The 16518-nt window shown below is 45.4% G+C and carries 14 protein-coding genes and 1 tRNA gene; 10 read left to right on the plus strand and 5 right to left on the minus strand.

Annotation, left to right across the window (positions count from 1 at the left end; translation table 11 throughout):
- The first annotated feature begins 249 nt into the window (after positions 1 to 249).
- From ADU37_RS07405 to ADU37_RS07430, 6 genes are all read left to right on the plus strand, one after another.
- Entirely contained in the window at positions 250 to 1512 is a 1263-nt protein-coding gene (locus ADU37_RS07405; protein WP_058947000.1) for an ORC1-type DNA replication protein, read from the plus strand.
- Positions 1505 to 3496, plus strand: a complete 1992-nt coding sequence (locus tag ADU37_RS07410; protein WP_058947001.1) for a DNA-directed DNA polymerase II small subunit — start codon at positions 1505 to 1507, stop codon at positions 3494 to 3496. Before ADU37_RS07405 ends, ADU37_RS07410 begins: the two co-directional genes overlap by 8 nt.
- Before the next feature lie 11 nt (positions 3497 to 3507).
- Positions 3508 to 7800, plus strand: a complete 4293-nt coding sequence (locus tag ADU37_RS07415) for a DNA-directed DNA polymerase II large subunit (RefSeq protein WP_058947002.1) — start codon at positions 3508 to 3510, stop codon at positions 7798 to 7800.
- A 59-nt stretch (positions 7801 to 7859) separates the two neighbouring features.
- Positions 7860 to 8546 (plus strand): hypothetical protein, encoded by a 687-nt coding sequence (locus tag ADU37_RS07420; RefSeq protein ID WP_058947652.1) that lies wholly within the window; start codon positions 7860 to 7862, stop codon positions 8544 to 8546.
- Positions 8547 to 8600: 54 nt separating this feature from the next.
- A tRNA-Gln gene (locus ADU37_RS07425) sits at positions 8601 to 8676 on the plus strand.
- Between the two features lie 139 nt (positions 8677 to 8815).
- On the plus strand, positions 8816 to 9502 hold the full coding sequence (locus ADU37_RS07430; RefSeq protein WP_058947653.1) for an HAD family hydrolase: 687 nt from the start codon (positions 8816 to 8818) through the stop codon (positions 9500 to 9502).
- Positions 9503 to 9546: 44 nt separating this feature from the next.
- Here ADU37_RS07430 and argF read toward each other — a convergent pair whose 3' ends face one another.
- Positions 9547 to 10494 carry an ornithine carbamoyltransferase gene (gene argF, locus ADU37_RS07435; RefSeq protein ID WP_058947003.1) on the minus strand — a complete coding sequence of 316 codons (948 nt, stop codon included), beginning with the start codon at positions 10492 to 10494 and terminating at the stop codon, positions 9547 to 9549.
- Positions 10495 to 10684: 190 nt separating this feature from the next.
- Here argF and thyX point away from each other — a divergent pair, with 190 nt between their 5' ends.
- The 3 genes from thyX to ADU37_RS11525 all read left to right on the plus strand — a co-directional run bounded on the left by thyX (position 10685) and on the right by ADU37_RS11525 (position 12029).
- Positions 10685 to 11416 carry an FAD-dependent thymidylate synthase gene (thyX, locus tag ADU37_RS07440; protein WP_058947004.1) on the plus strand — a complete coding sequence of 244 codons (732 nt, stop codon included), beginning with the start codon at positions 10685 to 10687 and terminating at the stop codon, positions 11414 to 11416.
- A 100-nt stretch (positions 11417 to 11516) separates the two neighbouring features.
- The gene (locus ADU37_RS11650; protein ID WP_238981934.1) at positions 11517 to 11627 is read left to right on the plus strand and encodes a DUF257 domain-containing protein; all 111 of its coding nucleotides are present in this window, start codon (positions 11517 to 11519) and stop codon (positions 11625 to 11627) included.
- Positions 11628 to 11732: 105 nt separating this feature from the next.
- A complete protein-coding gene (locus ADU37_RS11525; RefSeq protein ID WP_058947005.1) occupies positions 11733 to 12029 on the plus strand; it encodes a DUF257 family protein in 297 nt (98 codons plus the stop codon).
- Here ADU37_RS11525 and ADU37_RS07450 read toward each other — a convergent pair.
- On the minus strand, positions 12026 to 12511 hold the full coding sequence (locus ADU37_RS07450) for an HIT domain-containing protein (protein ID WP_058947006.1): 486 nt from the start codon (positions 12509 to 12511) through the stop codon (positions 12026 to 12028). The genes ADU37_RS11525 and ADU37_RS07450 overlap by 4 nt on opposite strands.
- A gap of 93 nt (positions 12512 to 12604) precedes the next feature.
- On the opposite strand from ADU37_RS07450, the gene ADU37_RS07455 reads away from it, so the two are divergent.
- Entirely contained in the window at positions 12605 to 13837 is a 1233-nt protein-coding gene (locus tag ADU37_RS07455; RefSeq protein WP_058947007.1) for a 2,3-bisphosphoglycerate-independent phosphoglycerate mutase, read from the plus strand.
- A gap of 70 nt (positions 13838 to 13907) precedes the next feature.
- Here ADU37_RS07455 and ADU37_RS07460 read toward each other — a convergent pair whose 3' ends face one another.
- The 3 genes from ADU37_RS07460 to ADU37_RS11885 form a co-directional block, all read right to left on the minus strand.
- Entirely contained in the window at positions 13908 to 14894 is a 987-nt protein-coding gene (locus ADU37_RS07460; RefSeq protein WP_058947008.1) for an aminotransferase class I/II-fold pyridoxal phosphate-dependent enzyme, read from the minus strand.
- Between the two features lies 1 nt (position 14895).
- Complete coding sequence (gene cbiB, locus ADU37_RS07465; RefSeq protein WP_058947654.1) at positions 14896 to 15756, minus strand: adenosylcobinamide-phosphate synthase CbiB; 861 nt, start codon at positions 15754 to 15756, stop codon at positions 14896 to 14898.
- 80 nt (positions 15757 to 15836) lie between these two features.
- Positions 15837 to 16130, minus strand: coding sequence for a uracil-DNA glycosylase family protein (locus tag ADU37_RS11885; protein ID WP_394325709.1), 294 nt, complete (start codon positions 16128 to 16130; stop codon positions 15837 to 15839).
- Between the last annotated feature and the right edge of the window lie 388 nt (positions 16131 to 16518).

Consider the following 16518-nt stretch of genomic DNA (forward strand, 5'->3'; position numbering starts at 1 on the left):
TAAATGCTTTTAAAGACCCCGCAGATTTTAGTCATAAATTTGCTCAACAAAGCATATATACCACCTAATTACAATCTATGAAACGCTTTCCTCTGGATCGTCTGCTTCCAGTGGAAATCTTTTAAAAGGTGTTGGAGCTATAAAAGAATGCAAAAAATGAGCACAGCTTTGTATTATAATAACTAACTAAAACCAAGAAATTGGTCAAATTGTCAAGAATTGGATGGAGTTCCAATGGAGGGACGAGGAATGTTACAGGAAGGACAGACCAACCTAAGGTCACTTTTTGAAAAATACCTCCACACACAGCGAATCTTCAAAAACAAGGATGTTTTGAGACACAGTTACACCCCCCGAGAACTTCCACACAGAAGAGAACAGATAGAAACTCTCGTTCACATCTTAGTTCCCGTCTTAAGGGGGGAGACACCTTCAAACATCTTTGTGTATGGGAAGACCGGAACTGGAAAAACGGTCACCGTTAGGTACGTAACTGAGGATTTGATGAGGATATCCCAAAAGTACAATGTCCCAGTAGATGTTATTTATCTCAACTGTGAGATTGTTGATACCCAGTATAGAGTCCTGGCAAACATAGTTAACCATTTCAAAGAAGAAAGCGGTATAGAGATTCCCCTTGTGGGATGGCCTACTGATGAGGTCTATGCGCAGTTAAAAAAAGTGCTGGACATGAGGGAGCGCTTTGTGATAATAGTCTTAGATGAGGTAGACAAACTTGTCAAGAAGAGCGGCGATGACATTCTGTATTCTCTAACAAGAATAAACACGGAGCTTAAGAAAGCAAAGGTGAGCATAATAGGCATCTCAAACGACCTGAGGTTCAAGGAATACCTCGATCCAAGAGTTCTCTCAAGTTTAAGCGAAGAGGAAGTCGTTTTTCCGCCGTATGATGCCAACCAACTAAGGGATATACTTATGCAGAGAGCTCAAGAAGCTTTTTATGACGGTGTTTTAGATGAGGCAGTCGTTCCTCTCTGTGCTGCTTTGGCAGCGAGGGAACATGGAGATGCAAGAAGGGCCCTTGATCTGCTGAGAGTGAGTGGGGAAATAGCTGAGAGAGAAATGGCACCAAAGGTTACTGAAAAGCACGTATGGAAGGCCCAAGAAAAGATAGAGCAGGACACCATGGAGGAGGTGATTAAAACCCTTCCTCTTCATTCAAAAATCCTGCTCTATGCAATAGTCCTCCTCGACGAAAACGGGGAGTTACCGGCAAATACGGGTGATGTCTACTCCGTCTATAAAGATCTCTGTGATTACCTTGACCTTGAACCTCTAACCCAAAGGAGAATAAGCGATTTGATAAACGAGCTGGATATGCTCGGCATCATCAATGCTAAGGTCGTCAGCAAGGGCAGATACGGAAGAACAAAAGAGATAAGGCTCAACATAACACCCTATAAAGTTAAAAACATCTACCGCTCTGAAGAGACATTGAGGCCATTAATATCGGTAAGCATGCTCAAGCAGAGGAGGTTGTTCTATGGATGAACTCGTGAGGGGCTTGATGTCAAACAACTATCTAATAACTCCTCCCGCATATTTTCTTTTGTCTGAACACTACAACAAAGATTTTACCCTCCCAGAGCTCATAAAATTTGCAAAGGCAAAAGGGACCTTCATAATAGATGAGATCATCGCAGAGGAGTTTTTGGAAGCTAAGGGAATTATAACGAAACCAAAACACCTGGAGAGATTTATGACAGGTAAAAAACCAGAAGAACAAAGCTTGGGAGAGTCTGAAAAAGGACAAACGCTAGAAATCTCGGAAGCTGAAGAAGCTCCAGCCTTTGTAAGTGAAGTGGTTGAAAAAGCTGAGAAGCTCGAAATTCCAGAAAGCCAAGAGCATTTAACCTCTGAAATTCCCGAAGAACCCTCAATGGGGGAAATAGAGGAGACGAGTGAAGAAGCCGTGGGCCAATTCGTGGAAGAATTAGAGATAATCGAAGAGGACAAAGAAGCTGTAGAAGAATTTGGAGGGGAGGAAGAGACAGAAGAACCTTTTGAGACCAATGGAGAAGAGAATGGAGAAAATGGGGAGGTTAAAAGGAGGGTTATCTTCGAAGAATATGGAATTCCACTCGTAGCTGAAGAAGAGCTGCCCGAAGAGGAAAAGAAGACTTATTCTGTTTATGCCGATTTTAAGGTCTCTCTGAGAGAGGGATTTGAATTTATCGCCGAGAAGATAGAACCGGACTTTAAGATTAAATTCGATGTTAGAAACGTTAAGCTCCAGCCACCAAAGGCTAAAAACGGAACAACTAAGGAAGGAGAGATCATTGTTAAGGTTTACGAGAACTACTTCAAGAGCAGGCTGAAAAAGATGAGAAGAATACTTCGTGAAAATCCCGAAGTTTCTGGTGTTATTGATATAGGAAAGCTAAGCTACATAAACCCCGAAGGGGACGTAACGATCATAGGGCTTGTAAATTCAAAAAGAGAGACAAGAAACGGATATATGTTCGAGGTTGAGGACTTAACCGGGATAGTAAAGGTCTTCATAGGGAGAGACAAAGAAGATTACAAAAAAGCCTTTGAAATAATGCCCGACAGCGTGGTGGCGTTCAAGGGAAGGTACTCAAAAAGAGGGATATTTTTTGCGGAAAACATCTACCTCCCAGATGTCCCGCTGTACAAAAAGGAGAAACCGCCTCTGGAGGAAAAGGTGTATGCTGTTCTGATAAGTGACACACACGTGGGAAGCAACAAGTTCTGTGAAAAGGCATTCATGAAGTTTTTGGAATGGCTAAACGGCAATGTAAACACAAAAGCTGAAGAGGAGATTGTCAGCAGGATAAAATACATGATAATAGCCGGCGATGTAGTTGATGGAATTGGCATATATCCGGGCCAGTACAACGAACTAAGCATACCTGATATTTTTGATCAATACGAGGCTCTCGCCAATTTGCTCTCCAACGTCCCCGATCATATAACCATGTTCATAGGCCCCGGAAACCACGATGCCGCAAGAACTGCTTTGCCGCAGCCGGAATTTTATAGAGAATACGCAAAGCCCCTCTATGACCTCAAGAATGCTGTCATAATAAGCAACCCTGCCGTCATAGATTTACACGGAAGGGAGTTTCTCATTGTTCATGGAAGAGGAATAGAGGACGTTGTTAGTTATGTTCCGACTATGAGCCACCACCAGCCCGTGAAACCCATGGTGCAGCTTTTGAAATTAAGGCACGTAGCTCCAACTTTTGGAGGAAAAGTGCCCATCGCCCCAGACCCAGAGGATTTGCTCGTCATAGAGAGTGTCCCAGATTTAGTTCAGATGGGTCATGTTCACGTTTTGGACTATCAGACATACAGGGGGGTCTTCCTTATAAACTCCGCAACATGGCAGGCACAAACGGAGTTCCAGAAGATGGTCAATATCGTCCCAACCCCAGCTAGAGTTCCAATCATAGATGTGGAGACCGCCAAGCTAAGAATGATAGTCGACTTTAGTAAGTGGTGTGACGTTTGAGGTGAAATAACATGGAGCTCTACAGTGAGGATATGAAAAAATACTTCGAATCCCTCCAAAGGGAGATTGACAAGGCTTATGAAATAGCCAAACAAGCCAGAGCTCAAGGAAAGGATCCCGTGAGAGACATCGAAGTTCCCCAAGCAACCGATATGGCTGGAAGGGTTGAGAGTCTTGTGGGTCCAAAGGGGGTTGCCGAGAGAATAAGGGAGCTTGTAGAGGAACATGGAAAAGAACTGGCCGCCCTCAAAGTTGTTGATGAAATAATAGAGGGAAAATTCGGAAAGTTTGAGAGCAAAGAGAAGCTTGCCGATCAATCTGTAAGAACCGCCTTGGCAATTCTAACCGAAGGTATCGTTTCTGCTCCGCTCGAAGGAATAGCCGATGTTAAAATAAAGAAAAATTCAGATGGGACTGATTACCTTGCAATTTATTATGCCGGACCAATCAGAAGTAGCGGAGGAACGGCACAGGCTTTGAGTGTTCTTGTTGGGGATTACGTGAGAAGGAAGCTTGGCCTTGATAGGTTTAAGCCAACTGAAGAGCACGTGGAGAGATATGTCGAAGAGGTAGACCTCTATCATAGGGCCGTTACAAGGCTGCAATACCATCCCTCACCAGATGAGGTTCGTTTAGCTGTTAGGAACATCCCAATAGAGATAACTGGAGAAGCAACCGATGACGTGGAGGTAAGCCACAGAAACGTTCCGGGAGTTGAAACAAACCATCTGAGAGGAGGAGCAATCCTGGTTTTGGCAGAAGGAGTTCTTCAAAAGGCAAAGAAGCTTGTAAAGTATATAGACAAAATGGGCATTGAGGGATGGGAATGGCTGAAGGAGTTCGTCGAGGCAAAGGAAAAAGGCGGCGAAGAGGAAGAGAAAGGGAAAGAAGAAAAAGAAGAGAAAACAGAAGAAAAGACCACAGTAAAAGTTGAGAAAGGCTTCTACTACGAGCTCTATGAGAAGTTCAGAGCAAATATAGCCCCAAATCCAAAGTATACAAAAGAGATAATAGGTGGAAGGCCTCTCTTTGCTGAACCATCAAGAAACGGTGGCTTCAGGCTTCGCTATGGAAGGAGCAGGGTGAGCGGATTTGCAACGTGGAGCATAAACCCAGCTGTTATGATAATGGTCGATGAATTCTTGGCTGTAGGAACCCAAATGAAGACCGAAAGGCCAGGAAAGGGTGCAATTGTAACTCCAGCGACAACTATAGAAGGCCCCATTGTAAAGTTAAAAGACGGAAGTGTCGTGAGGGTTGATGACTACTACAAAGCCCTCGAGCTGAAAGACCAAGTGGAGGAGATTCTATATCTTGGAGATGCCCTTATAGCATTTGGAGACTTTGTGGAGAACAATCAAACACTTTTACCTGCCAACTATGTTGAGGAGTGGTGGATTCAAGAGCTTGTGGAGGCAGTAAACAAAGTTTATGAACTTGACCTCAGGCCCTTCCAGGAAAACGAGAGGGAAATTGTAGAGGAAGCCGCAGATTACCTCGACTTAGACCCAGAATTCCTTGCAAAGCTTCTTCACGATCCGATCAAGGTAAAGCCTTCAATTGAAGATGCCATACACCTCTCGCGCATTCTCAAGATACCCCTCCATCCATACTACACCCTCTACTGGAACACCTTGGAGGTTGAAGAGCTTATCTCTCTCCAAAACGCCCTCGTAAATGCCAACATAGAGTGGGGAGAGTATAGAGGGTTCAAATACGCAAAGAAAGTCGAAATTCCCCTCCAGTCTCTAGGAAAAGCTAAAAGATATCTGGAGCTTCTTGGGGTCGAGCATAGAGTGTCTGGAGACCTTGTTGTAATTGATTACCCATGGTCCGCCGCGCTACTAACTCCTTTGGCCAATTTAGAGAAGAAAATTGAATTCAAAGAATTCCACACCCCCATAGACCTGATAAATGAGGTAAGTGATGTCAAGCTTAGAGACAGGGGAATCAGCTGGATAGGGGCAAGAATGGGAAGACCGGAAAAGGCGAAAGAAAGAAAAATGAAGCCTCCTGTTCATGTTCTCTTCCCAATAGGATTGGCAGGAGGAAGTTCGAGAGATATTTACAAAGCTGCCCAAGAAGGAAAAACGGCGGAAGTTGAGATAGCGCACTTCAAATGCACAGACTGTGGTCATGTGGATATCTACCCAACATGTCCCAAATGCGGGGGCGAGGCTAAGCTACTCTACCACTGTCCCAAATGCGGCTTTGAGTCAACGATCGACACGGAATGCCCAAAATGTGGTATAGAAATGAAAGCCTACCGCAAGAGAAGAATAAATCCCTCAGAACTATTAAGCAACGCTATGCAAAACGTTGGAGTTTACAGCCTTGAGAAACTCAAAGGCGTAATGGGTATGAGCTCCGCCCATAAGATAGCAGAACCCCTTGAAAAAGGAATACTAAGGGCAAGGAATGACGTCTACGTCTTTAAAGATGGCACAATAAGGTTCGATGCCACAGATGCTCCGATAACACACTTCAAACCCAAGGAAATAGGTGTAAGCGTTGAAAAACTGAGGGAGCTCGGCTATACCCATGACTTTGAAGGGGAGCCCCTTGTAAGCGATGAACAAATAGTTGAGCTCAAAGTTCAGGATGTAATCCTTTCAAAGGAGGCTGGAAAATACCTTGTCAGGGTTGCAAAGTTTATAGATGATCTGCTTGAAAAGTTCTACGGGCTGCCAAGGTTCTACAACGTTGAGAAGATGGAAGATTTGATAGGGCACCTCGTGATTGGTTTAGCCCCCCACACCTCTGCTGGAATTATTGGAAGGATTATTGGGTTTGTTGACGCCCTTGTAGGCTATGCTCACCCGTATTACCACGCTGCAAAGAGGAGAAACTGCTTCCCCGGAGACACGAGGATACTCGTGCAGATTAACGGGGAGCCAAGGAGAATAACACTCCGCGAGCTGTACGAGCTCTTTGAGGACGAGCGGTATGAGAACATGGTCTACGTGAGAAAGAGGCCGAAGGTCGAGGTCAAGGTCTATTCCCTCGATCCTGAGAGCGGAAAGGTCGTCCTTACTGAGGTGGAGGACGTCATAAAGGCACCGTCAACGGATCATTTGATAAGGTTCGAGCTCGAGCTCGGCAGAAGCTTTGAGACAACCGTTGACCATCCGGTGCTCGTCTATGAGAACGGAAGGTTCATCGAGAAGAGGGCTTTCGAGGTCAGGGAAGGCGAGCAAATAGCGGTGGTTGAGGGGAATAAGGTGATAGCTTCCCGTATTGGGCGCGTTGAATATATTCCTCCAAAAGATGACTTTGTGTTCTCTTTAAATGCCAAGAACTACCATAATGTTATAATAAATGAAAATATTGTTACACACCAGTGTGACGGTGATGAAGATGCTGTCATGCTCCTTCTCGATGCCCTGCTCAATTTCTCGCGCTATTATCTCCCAGAGAAGCGCGGTGGAAAGATGGACGCCCCGCTGGTAGTCACAACCCGTTTAGACCCAAGGGAAGTTGATAGCGAAGTCCACAACATGGATGTTGCTAGATATTATCCTCTGGAATTTTACAGGGCAACTTACGAGCTCAAATCTCCAAAAGAGCTCGTTGGAGTTATTGAGAGGGTAGAAGATCGCCTGGGAAAGCCAGAAATGTACGAGGGATTGAAGTTCACCCATGACACTGACGACATCGCCTTAGGCCCAAAAATGAGCCTCTACAAGCAGTTGGGAGATATGGAAGACAAGGTTAGCAGGCAATTAGCGCTTGCGGAACGTATTAGAGCTGTAAACGAACACCACGTCGCTGAAACTATAATAAACTCCCACATAGTGCCGGATTTAAGAGGAAACCTGAGGAGCTTTACAAGGCAAGAGTTTAGGTGTGCGAAATGCAACAGCAAATACCGTAGACCGCCTTTAAGCGGAAAATGTCCAAAATGTGGAGGTAGAATAGTGCTCACGGTGTCAAAGGGAGCAATTGAGAAATACCTCCCAACTGCGAAGATGCTGGTTACCCGTTACAACGTTATAGATTACACAAGACAGAGGATCTGCCTAACGGAGAAGGACATAAAAACGCTTTTCCAAAACGTATTCCCAGAGACCCAAAGAACCCTCCTTACCCTTGGAGCGGACATTTGTGAGAAAATGACAGCGGAAAGAACTGGGAAGGCAACAAAGAAAAATGGATACCTCGATGAGTTAAAAGAAAACGGAAAACTAAAGAAAGCCGAAAAGAAAGAGAGCAAAAAGGAGCAAAAGGAGAAAAAAGATGAGCCCAAGCCAAAGAAGAAAAAGACCAAAAAAGTTATCAGCTTGGAGGATTTTTTCGGTAGCTAAGCCTTGGGTTGCCGAACAAAAAAGATAAATACTACAAGTTCCAATATCTCTTGGGAAAGATGAAATTAGTGCCCAGTGTGGCTTACCTCAGAATCCAGAGGCAGTTTTATGTAGGTTATTCGATGGCATTAGCCGGATGGATAGGAGAGCATCTGATTATTCGTAAGTCTCTTCCAAAGCCTTCTTTTGTTGATAGGGCTTTGAAAAAGCTTGGTTTTTCCCTCGTTGGAGAAGAAATTGGAGAAGACGAGTACTCGTATTTCTTTAAGAGAAAGGACGTGGGAATTTCTGCATTTTTTGAACCCTCAAACGACCTGCTGTTTCTTCAGATATACCCCCTCAAAAAGAGAATAACCTCCGGCATAAGCGTAAGGGCGCAGTACATAGAGTTCTACGATCAGTTCGTTGTTTCAATTGAGCCTGCGCAAAAGCTTCCTCCCGGAATAAGAAGTCTGGGCATTAATCCATTAATCCTTGAGGACTACTACCCAATCTCAGCCCCCTACTGGGGAATGGTGCACGAGGATTGGGAAAACGACTTAAAGATGCTTGTCATGGTGAATGAGATATTCGAGGAGCTTGAGAGGAATGAATACCGCTGTCCAGTCTGCTTTTCCGAGCTGAGTGTGGAAGACAACTATCTAAAATGCCACACCTGCGGATTTGTATATACGGCTGAAAGCGAGTTCGAGAAGGTAGTATCAAGGTTCTCATTGGGCATTGGAGAGGAGGAGATTATCTTCTAGCTGTTCTCTTGCAGTAAAATTTATAAACGCACCCATAAAGTAGTGATTGGGCGCAGCCCCGTGGTGTAGCGGCCAAGCATGCGGGACTTTGGATCCCGCGACCGGGGTTCGAATCCCCGCGGGGCTACCAAATCCAGGGCTCCAGACCAAATCCTTTTTAAAACAATTATCGCAGGGAGTTTTCCTCTGAACGCTGCGAATACCTTCAGTTAACTTAATGTAGCAAATTTATTAATCCCTTCTCCAATATCTCAAGGGTGGTGGCGATGATCAAACTAATCTCCTTCGACGTCTGGAACACCCTTCTGGACATAAACGTCATGATCGAAAGCCTTGTAAAAGCCCTATCAGAACTTTTGGAAGTTCCTGAAGAGGAAATTATGGAGAACATCCTCAAAACAAGGGAGGAAATCAAAAAGATAAGGAAATCAAAAAGTGGCAGCCCGGAAAAAGCCCTGGAAGAGAGTCAAGAACTCCTCGCAAGGGCTTTAGGGGTCGATGTAGAAATAGTGAAAAGGGCCGCAGCAAAGGCCACCCTAAATGTTGGTGAGGAAATAGTCCTTCCCGGTACAAAAGAAACCCTAAAAGCACTCCATAGAGAATATATAATCACCACAACAGGCAACGTAATGTTCTGGCCTTCCCCCTACACAAGGCTAATCTTAGAGAAATTTGGTCTAGCCGATTACATAACCAAGCAGTTCTATTCTGATGAGATCAAAGCCTATAAGCCCATGAGGGAGGCGTTCTTAGCACCGCTGGCGTATTTTAACGTATCTCCAGAGGAAGCACTCCACATCGGTGACACAAAGGCTGAAGACTTTGAGGGGGCCTTAAAGGTGGGAATGTATGCATGCTGGGTAAATCCAGAAGCAGAAAAAGTCGAGAGAATTCATGAGAGAGGCTTTGTTGTTAAAAGCGTAAAAGACCTTCTAAAAGTGCTTCCTCAGATTTGATTTTCCAATTTTTGAACTATCAAAGTAGAAAAGTAGAAAAGGGTTCAAACCTTTATGCCGCCCATTACAAGAGCCATGGCTGCCTTTTGGGCATGTAACCTGTTCTCCGCCTGATCCCATACAACGCTGTTTGGCGAGTCTATGACGTCGTCGGTAACTTCCTCTCCCCTGTGGGCCGGGAGGCAGTGCATGAAGATGTAATCCTTCTTAGCGTGCTTGACGAGCTCTTTGTTAACCTGGAATGGCATGAAGATCTTTCTCCTTTGCTCCGCCTCGGCCTCCTGCCCCATGCTCGCCCATACGTCGGTGTAGATTACATCGGCATCTTTAACGGCCTTAACCGGGTCGTGGAGGAGTTCAAAGCTTCCACCGCTTTCGGCAGCATTCTGCTCTGCCCACTTGATGACCCTCTTGTCTGGTTCATAGCCTTCTGGAGTGGCAACGACCACGTTGGCTCCAAGCTTGGTTCCGGCTATCATGAGTGAGTGGGCCACGTTGTTTCCGTCTCCAACGTAGACTATCTTAAGCCCCTGAATCCTGCCCTTCTTCTCAAGTATCGTCTGGTAGTCAGCTAATGCCTGACACGGGTGGGAGAAGTCTGAGAGACCGTTTATTACCGGGACGCTCGCGTACTTTGCCAGATCCTCAACGTCCTTGTGATCGAAGACCCTCGCCATGATTCCATCAACGTACCTGCTGAGAACCCTTGCCGTGTCTGCTATCGTCTCTCCCCTTCTCAACTGCAAATCTTGGGCATTCAAGTAGAGCGCATAGCCCCCGAGCTGGTAGATTCCAACCTCAAAGCTTATTCTTGTTCTCGTGGAGGGCTTTTGGAAGATCATGGCTAAAGTCTTACCCTCAAGAACGCGGTGCGGCTTTCCAATCTTGTTCCAGATCTTCATCATTTCAGCCGTTTTGAGAATAGTCTCGATTTCTTCTCTTGTAAAATCCTGAAGGCAGAGGATATCTCTTCCGGCTAAGCTTACCACCATGCGCATCACCGTTTAAAGCTTGGCGTTTTCTTTAATAACTATTTCGTCGTTAAAAAATACTCAGCGGCGAAAATTTTCAAAAAATTTCTGAAAACTAATGGATAAATGTAAACTAACATAAGCCAATATCTTGCTGAAGTTTTCAACAAGGCTAATAAGGGAAGTTCTCCTTTTACTGCCGGTGGGGGAGATGGAAGGCTTAAAGGTCAAACTAGTAAACTACACTCCAAAACCCCTTGAAACAGTAACTTGGGCTGCGTTGATAAGCTACTGGGATGAGTGGGAAAGTGAAGCCTTCGAAAGAACAACTATGGAGGATGTTGAAAAGCACTTGCCGAGGGTTCTGGGCTATGGGCATGAATCAATTCTGGAGCATGCCGTTTTTACCTTTGCAATTGAAGGGTGCTCAAGAATCTGCACTCATCAACTTGTTAGACATAGACTAGCGAGCTATACCCAGCAGTCAATGCGCTACATCAAGATAAATCCCGAAGATGTAGAGGAAACTTTTGTTATTCCGGAGAGCATTAAAAAGAAGCCAGAGCTGTATGAAAAGTGGAGAAAGTTGATGAAAGAGGCGATGGAGCTTTATGAAGAAACCTATGCCAGAGGGATACACCAGGAGGATGCACGTTTCATCTTGCCACAGGCAGTGAGAACCAAAATCGTGGTCACAATGAACTTGAGGGAGCTCAAGCATTTTCTCGGTTTTAGAGCGTGTGAAAGGGCACAGTGGGAGATAAGAGAAGTTGCGTGGAAAATGCTTGAGGAGATAGCCAGGAGAGAAGAGCTGAAACCAATAATAAAGTGGGCAAAGCTTGGTCCGAGGTGCATAGCCTTAGGTTACTGCCCAGAGAGGGAGCTAATGCCACCCGGTTGCTGGAAGAAGACGAGGGAGTTGTGGAAGAGGGTTTCTGATTAGTGGGGCGGTAAACATTGACTTTTCCACTTCTTTAATTGTTAAAAACCGGACACAGCTGTTCCTTCCTACGTCCTCTATACCCTCATAAGGGATGCCCTCAATGAGGGGCAGGAGAGTGCTCATTGACGACTTCATGGACACCTTTCACATATACAAAACCCAGCTGGAACGGGCAGGGGTTGACGTCTCCCTCTTCGACGAGGTGTCATAAAGATAGGGGGAATATCCGACGTTGGTAAGGTCGTTGGGAGGATAAGCGCGGGGGCTCGAGATACACGCGGGTGCAGTTCCTGAAGGTGGATTCCTCATAAACCCGGTGCTGGGCCTCGAGAAGGCCCTCCTCTTCGCGGATGACAGGGTTGAACTTAGGGGAACCCTCGCCGGGATATCCGTACACCTCGGGGATAAGAGGAGGATAGCCGTCTACTTCGTGGACAAGGACATACTGAAGGGCGTCCATCCCGTGGTGCTCTCGATTATAGAGTTCATGGCCACTACTCTCGTTGACGTGGAGAAAAAGGGAAGGGTTTATACCCGGGAGGTGCTCAAGTCCATAACGCCTGAGGTAGACGGGAAGATGTTCAGCTGCGACATTGACAGGCTTGAAGGCTAAACCAGCTCTTCTATCGCTTTTTTCAACTCCCTATATGCCTCCTCAAGGGACTCTGGAATAACTTTCGTGTCCGCTATCACGGGCATAAAGTTGGTATCTCCATTCCACCTCGGCACGATGTGAAGGTGAACGTGGTCGTCTATTCCGGCCCCGGCCACTCTCCCAAGGTTAACGCCCATGTTGAAGCCATCTGGATTCATAGCTCTCTTTAAAACCTTTATCATTAGCTGGGAAAGCTTCATTATTTCCAAAAGCTCCTCATCGGTGAGGTCTTCCCATTTTCCAACGTGCCTGTAAGGAGCGATCATCACGTGGCCGGGGTTATAGGGATAATTGTTCATGATAACAAATGCATGCTTACCTCTGTAAAGGATTAATCTCTCTTCATCGCGGTTTTCTTTGGGGAAATCGCAAAATATGCAGCCGTTGTGCTTTGGGGAACGAATGTACTCGATTCTCCAAGGTGCCCAGAGTATCTTCACGCTCTCACCTCAATTGGGAGAGAGTCCAGAGATTAAAAATGTTTCTCATAAAGTTTTTAATTCTCTCCCTGTATTCACCCTAGGTGATAGAACATGAAAAGGAAAGGCATTCTCATAATTCTTGACGGACTCGGAGACAGACCCGTAAAAGAACTTGGTGGAAAGACTCCTCTTGAGTATGCAAGAACACCAAACATGGATAGGCTCGCAAAGATTGGAATTCTCGGGCAGCAAGATCCCATAGCTCCGGGAAAACCTGCCGGAAGCGATACAGCGCATCTGGCAATTTTCGGTTACGATCCATATCAAACATACAGGGGGAGAGGTTTCTTTGAGGCTCTGGGAGTAGGGCTAAACTTGGACGAGGATGATTTGGCGTTTAGAGTTAACTTCGCCACAATCGAGAACGGAATAATAACCGACAGGAGAGCTGGTAGGATAAGCACGGAAGAGGCTCACGAGCTTGCAAAGGCCATTCAGGAGAACGTCAAAATACCGGTAGAGTTCGTATTTGTTGGAGCAACAGGCCACAGAGCCGTTCTCGTGCTCAAAGGCATGGCCAAGGGATACAAGGTTGGAGAAAATGACCCTCATGAAGCTGGAAAACCACTGCACAAATTTGAGTATGCCGATGAGGATAGCAAAAAAGTTGCGGAAATTTTAGAAGAATTTGTGCAGAAAGCGCATGAAGTTCTTGAGAAGCATCCAATAAACGAAAAGCGCAGAAAGGAAGGCAAGCCGGTGGCAAATTATCTCCTCATTAGGGGCGCCGGAACCTATCCAAACATCCCAATGAAGTTCACCGAAGAGTGGAAGGTAAAGGCTGCCGCCGTTGTTGCAACTGCCTTAGTTAAAGGCGTTGCAAGGGCCATAGGCTTCGACGTTTACACTCCCGAAGGAGCCACGGGTGAATACAATACAAATCCAATGGCCAAGGCAAAGAAAGTCGTTGAGCTTTTAAAGGACTACGACTTTGTGTTTCTCCACTTTAAACCAACCGATGCAGCCGGGCACGATAACAACCCCATGAAAAAGGTGGAAATGATTGAAAGGGCCGATGAGATGATTGGTTATATACTCGAACATGTGGACCTTGAGAACACGGTGATAGCTATCACCGGAGACCACTCAACGCCATGTGAAGTCAAAAACCACAGCGGCGATCCGGTTCCTCTGTTGATTGCCGGCGGAGGAGTCAGAGCAGATTACACAGAAAGCTTTGGCGAAAGGGAGTGCATGCGCGGAGGAATAGGAAGGGTCAGAGGAAAGTACATAGTGCCCATGATGATGGATCTAATGGGAAGGACAGAAAAGTTTGGAGCTTAGCCCCTTTTCCTCATTCCCGTTTCCCAGAAAAAGAAAGTAAACAGAAAATGTTTTGGAAAAAGGTATAAAATCAGCCAACATTGGATGCTCTTCGCCCGTCGAGGTGCTTTAGAGCCTCTATTAGTTTGTCATTTTCCTCTTTTTTCCGAATGCTGAACCTTATGTGGCCGGGCAATCCAAAACTTGAGCAGTCCCTAACGAGTATCGCCCTCTCTTCGAGCTTTTCAACAACACTTTTTGCATCTCCAACGTATTTGATAAAAAAGTTTGCATCGCTTTTCACCTTTAGCTCATGTTCCATCCGCTCTTTTTCTTTCCAGATTAGTGGCATTGTTCTCTTTAAGTGTTCAAATCCATCCGCTATGACAAACTCTAAAAACGCATAGCCAAGGGATCCAATGCTCCAAGGCATCCTTACACTTTTGAAGGCCCCCTCAAAGCCAACAACGTAGCCAACCCTAATCCCGGGCAGGCCATAGCTCTTTGTAAATGTTCTCAGCTTTACTATGTTTTCACTTTCAGGGCTTTTTGCATCTTTAACAAAATCTATAAAAGCCTCATCTAAAACGAGAAGTGAATTTTGATCTTCTACGGCTTGTATTAGAGGCTTAAGCTCTTTCACTCCATAGAATTTTCCATCAGGATTGTTGGGATTGCAGAAAAAGACAATACTCCCTTTATCGACCTTCTCAGCCATTGCTCCGGGATCATTTGGAGCCTTCACGATCTCAGCCCCGAAGATTCTTGCAATCCTCTCGTATTCTTCGTAGGTGTGCTCCGGGATAATTACTCTTCTTTTTTCTTTCATTGCGAGGATGCCAACTAGGTATAAAGCCTCGGTTATCCCAGCCGTGACCGTTAATGGTTCTCCTATGAGGTTTGAGAGCTCTTCCTCAAGTCCTTCCCAGTAAAGGTAGCGGTTGCTCAAGGCTTTAGCACGCTCAACCATCTCATCCACCCATTCTGGAAGATAGGGGTTCAATGAGGCTGAAAAGTCCAACAATCCCTCTCTTCTGGCACCCCCGTGATGAGCTTTAAATTTAACAGGCTTAAGCATTCTACCACCTCCACATAACCAAAGCAGATGTAAGTATCCACTCCCCCACAACGATCCAGTAAACTCTAAGAGCCCGCTTAATATCCTCAAGTCCCGGAGCTCTGCCATCAAAATAATAAACTCCCTTTTTCTCAAGCCAGACTCCCAAAACGGCACTCATTGCTGCAATTGGTTTATCACCATTTATTTTAAACTTGGCCTTTTTGTAGTGAGACAGCACTTTCCTAGGACCCAAAGGAAGAAACAAAAGAACGGTCAAACGGGCGGGAATGAAGTTCGCAATATCATCCATCCTCGCCGCAAGCTTCCCAAAAAACTCGTATCTCTCATTCCTGTATCCAATCATGGCATCGAGGGTGTTTATGGCCCTATACACCAATGCCCCGCTTAGCCCAAAGAGGAGAAAATAGAAAATTGGAGCAACCACACTATCCACGATGTTCTCGGCAAGGCTCTCGATTGCTGCTGAATTGAGATGATACCTATCTAGGCTTTTCACATCTCTGCTCACAATCAAACCAACGTACTTTCGCTGTTCTTCAATGTCTTCTCTTATGGTGTCCTTTACATGCCAGGCAAGGCTTTTTACAGCAAAAGAGCTCTTTAAAAGGTAAACGCTCAAGCCAATGCCGAACCATTTGGGCAAAAAATCCGGGAGTTTTGAAAGGAAAAGGGCAAAGCCAATCACAGCCATTGTCCCCAAAGACCCTATAGCAAAATCCAGAGCTGGACTTCTCCTTCTGTAGTGTCTATCAAAAAATTCAATGAGCTTGCCAAACCACACTACGGGGTGAGTTAAGGTAGGTGGTTCTCCTATAGCTAAATCCAACGCCAAAGCAAGGAGAAAGATTATCAGCTCCATTTTGGCATCAACAGTGTTGGACATTTTATCCTTTTAACTCTTTCTGGAGCCCTCCTTATTTGACGACGATCTTCTAAGCCCTAAACTGTCCCGCCATGAATTGAGACAAATGCCTTTCTTATTTCTTCATACTCTTCAAGAATCTCCTCGTTTGGTTCTTTTATTCCTCTCCTAACGTACCAGGCTGGATGTTTAAGGTAAAGTGCATCAAGGTCAAGCTTTTCCAGGGCTTTCCGGGCGGTTTTTCCAATGGCAAAAATGGCTTTAGGCTTGAGGATATCGAGCTCCCTCTCCAAAAGCCCCAGTTCCTTTTCTCCAAATCCTTTCAGCCTGTTTTCCGGAGGATTGCACTTAACAACATTAGTAATGTACACGAAATCCGGGTTTATGCCGAGGGAAAAAACGTTTTCCTAAGAAGCATTCCCGAGGCATCTCTGTAGAAGCATATCCCCGTTAATCCGCACCCCTTTCTGCCCGGTGCTTCACCTATCAAAGCAACACCGGAACCGACCCAGCCGTTTGCAAAGGGCAAGCCCTCAAAGGCTTTTATTTTCATCTGGTATTCATGATACTCTTTACTGCAGAACCTCAATGGGCTGTTTCATAGATAGCAACAAACGGAACATTTGAATTCTTTTGTTTTCCGAAATTTTTAAATAGTTTTGAGTTGTAATTTTAATGATGTAGCAGTCCCCGATATGTGGGGTTCTAAGCCCGAAAGGGGACTGCTGAAAGCCCTGAAGATGTGGGGAGTAACCGTTC

Origin of the sequence: Thermococcus sp. 2319x1, assembly GCF_001484685.1 — an archaeon.
GTDB lineage: Archaea > Methanobacteriota_B > Thermococci > Thermococcales > Thermococcaceae > Thermococcus_A.